The organism is Paracoccus panacisoli (assembly GCF_042435015.1).
Taxonomy (GTDB): Bacteria; Pseudomonadota; Alphaproteobacteria; order Rhodobacterales; family Rhodobacteraceae; genus Paracoccus; species Paracoccus panacisoli.
On record NZ_JBHMQU010000094.1, the window covers coordinates 1 to 3,256 of the forward strand.

At 63.7% G+C, this 3,256-nt stretch carries 4 protein-coding genes; 1 reads left to right on the forward strand and 3 read right to left on the reverse strand.

Going from position 1 to position 3,256, the window contains the following annotated elements; translation table 11 throughout:
- The 3 genes from ACFHYO_RS15660 to ACFHYO_RS15670 form a co-directional block, all read right to left on the reverse strand.
- The coding region (locus tag ACFHYO_RS15660; protein ID WP_394321625.1) for a recombinase family protein at nt 1-268 on the reverse strand (268 nt) is incomplete at its 3' end.
- Between the two features lie 118 nt (nt 269-386).
- The gene (locus ACFHYO_RS15665) at nt 387-1,199 is read right to left on the reverse strand and encodes an AAA family ATPase (RefSeq protein ID WP_394321627.1); all 813 of its coding nucleotides are present in this window, start codon (nt 1,197-1,199) and stop codon (nt 387-389) included.
- Nucleotides 1,196-2,677: a TnsB C-terminal domain-containing protein gene (locus ACFHYO_RS15670; RefSeq protein ID WP_394321629.1), complete on the reverse strand. Its 1,482-nt coding sequence runs from the start codon at nt 2,675-2,677 to the stop codon at nt 1,196-1,198. Before ACFHYO_RS15670 ends, ACFHYO_RS15665 begins: the two co-directional genes overlap by 4 nt.
- Nucleotides 2,678-2,774: 97 nt before the next feature.
- On the opposite strand from ACFHYO_RS15670, the gene ACFHYO_RS15675 reads away from it, so the two are divergent.
- Nucleotides 2,775-3,256 (forward strand): recombinase family protein (locus tag ACFHYO_RS15675; protein ID WP_394321630.1); only part of this gene is annotated, 482 nt, incomplete at its 3' end.

Sequence of the window (3,256 nt, forward strand, 5' to 3'; positions counted from 1 at the left end):
AGGACCGGAAGCCCGCACCGCGAGCCTTGATGACCTCGACAATGTCCAGCAGGTCGCGCAGGGAGCGCGCCAGGCGGTCGTACTTTGTGACGACGATGACATCCCCCTCGCGGAGCTGGTCGAGCAGACGATCAAGCTCAGGCCGCTTGCGCAGCGAGCCACTGATCTTGTCGGAGAAGATGCGCTGCGCTCCCGACCCCTTCAGCGCATCGAGCTGGGCATCGAGGTTCTGGTCTTCGGTCGATACGCGGGCATAGCCAAGGATCATGCCGCATTGTGACAAAAACCTCCCTAAACTGCAAAGGTTTTGTCACGGGGGTTTTGTCCCGCCTAAGTCCTTGTAGCGGGTGTGACTTTGATCGTTATGTGGCGTACTTTCTTGATCGCTAAGTGGCGTGTCCGATGACGAGGGCGGATGCGGCGGCTTCGACGACCTCGGCGGTGACGACCGAGAGCTCGTTGATGCGCAGGACGCGGTCGACCTGGACGAAGAGGCGCTGAAGGAGGCGGAAGTTTCCACCAGTGAGGCGGGCGATCGCGGCCATGACTTGGGCGTCCGTGAAGTCGTCGTCGCTCATTTCCTGGCCCCGGTGCTGCCAATGGCGCTTGAGGACGAAGGCGAGTTCGTCCTTCGAGAGCGGCGCATATCGGTGAGAGAAGCCGATGCGGCTGTAGAGCTGCGGGTATCGGGCCATGCGCCTCTCGATACCGGGCATGCCGATCAGGATCAGGCCGGTATCGCTGCGGTCGAACTGGTCGCGGAGATATTCGAGCGTGGTCGTGGTAAGGCGCTCGGCTTCGTCAATTATGATAAGTTCGAGGCGGCCGATCGGCGCCGCGTTGCGGCCCGGCCTGCTGAGGCCCTGTTCGATGCACGCGCTCACGCGGTTGATCAGGAGCGATATGTCCTTGCGCATCGTGGCCATCGCGCCGGCGACGACCGGGGTGTAGAAGAGTGTGCGCGACCGCGCCAAAGCGGCATAGACTTTTTCGTCGGAGGTCGCGCGCGGTCCCCAGTCGGTCAACAAGGGCTCCGCAAGGTCCCAGTGCGCGTAACGTCGCGCGGACAGCGTTTTTCCGACCCCTGCGGGACCATGACAAAGGCCGATCGTGGCGTGGCGGCGCACGGCATCAGCGAACTCGATGAAGCGCCTGTGCTCACGCGTCGCGATAAAGCTGCCGGGGCGACGTGTCGTCACGGCTTACGATCCTCCTCGTAAAGGGCAAGCCTCGGCGACGGCGCAGTGGTCTCCTTCGGTCGAGCCGGGGCGGGCCTTTTCTGTTCCGCGAGAAACTCCGTCACCTTCCGGGTGCGGGTCGCGATTTCCCCGCGCAGTTCCTTTCGACGCGCCGTCCGCGCCTGCTGGATGTCCTTCAGCGAAATCGTCAGACCGGCGTGTTCCGGACTCACCGCCCGGCAGAGAAAGCGATCACGATGAAACACGCGTATCTCGGTGACGTCGCGGGGGTCGTAGCGGATGACGACATCCTCGCCGACATAGGCCGCGAGCGTCGGGTCCATGTAGCGAAGGCCCTGAAAATATATGCCGTCGCGACGAACGAGGCGGGACTTGGCGACCGTCAACAGCAGTAGATCGAGCGCTTCGAGGCTCTCGGGAAGGCGCGGCAGCCATCCCTCTGCCAGCCAGGCTCGTTTCGGGGCAAGGCCGATCCCGCTATGTGGACGGGCGTTGTAGCTTCCGATGATGAACGCCGCGACCGCCTTGTCCAGGTCGGAAAGCGTCAGGCTTGGCGCGGACGTCGGTTTGCCGTTCACAAGGTTGCCTGGCAGTTCGGGAAGCAGCTCGCTGTTCACGGTGCCGAAAAACCGCTCGACCTTGCCGCGTCCCTGCGGGCGCGCCACGGTGGAAAACGTCAGCTCGATCCGCAAATCGGCGGTGACCTGTTCCAGATGGCGGCTCGTGAAATCGCTGCCGTGATCGACATAGAGCGCATCGGGAATGCCGCAGACCGGCCAGGCCAAATCCGTCTTGCGCCAAATCGCCTGGCGCAGCGCGAGCGCCGTTTGCAAGGCGGAAGGCGCTCCGATGAAGGTGGCGTATCCCGCAATGGCCCGCGAATGATCGTCGATGACGATGGTCAGCCAAGGCCGCACCGGCTTCGCGTTGGCGTCCAGGATCAGCAGGTCGAGCTGTGTATGGTCAGCCTGCCAGACCGCATTCGGTCGGTCCGCCCTATGTCTATGGATCAACTCGAAGCGATCGCGATAGGCTGCGGCGCCATCATGGGCCAAAGTGACAAGGCCCGGATCGAGACCCCGAACGATGGCATGCACGGCGGCATAGGACGGCATCCGCCAGTTCTGCGCTTCGACCAGCGGCCCAAGTCGCCGGCGAATGGCCGCTGCGGATAAACGCGGTTTCCCGAGCGTCAGAGTCTTGATCGCTTCGACGAGATCGGCCGGCAGGCGTCGGTGTCCGGCATCGGAGCGCCGACGCCGGGCAAGACCGGCGAGACCGCCGTCGCGGTAACTTGCCGCCCACCGTTGTATCGTGCGGATCGGGACATTCGCCATCACCGCCGTTTCGGTCAGGGTGGCCCCGTCCTGGACATGGGGGCGCAACGCTTGGAACCGGGACATTGCGACATCCCGCTCAGCCTCAGAGAAGTCCGCGAGGCTGTCCGAAAGGGGATCGGTCTGCGGACGGTTGGGCATGGGCTTGGGCCTTCCCGGGAAAGCAGGACTCACCGCATCTCAAAAAGACAGTACGATAAAAATTGCAGTGATGGCACCCTTAACGTACAATCTGGCCATGAAGAACGTCCGCATCGGATATGCTCGCTGCTCCACCGACAAACAGGACCTGACGGCACAGCGTGAAGCGCTGATCGGCCTCGGCGTCGATCCCGAGCGCGTCTACACTGACCACGGTCTCACCGGGCGCAATCGCGACCGCCCCGGCTTGGATCAGGCCCTCGCGGCCGTCCGCGAAGGGGACACCCTGGTGGTGGCCAAGCTCGACCGCCTGGCACGATCCGTCCCGGACGCGCGTGAGATTGCCGCTCAGCTGCAAGCCCGAGGGGTCAAACTCGCTCTGGGAGGCGCGGTCTATGACCCCAGTGACCCTATGGGAAAGATGTTCTTCAACATCCTAGCCACCTTCGCCGAGTTTGAATCCGACCTGATCCGCATGCGCACCCGCGAGGGCATGGCCGTGGCGCGCGCCAAGGGCAAGCTGCGCGGCAAAAAGCCCAAGCTCTCCGACCGACAGTCCCGCGAACTTCGCCGCATGTA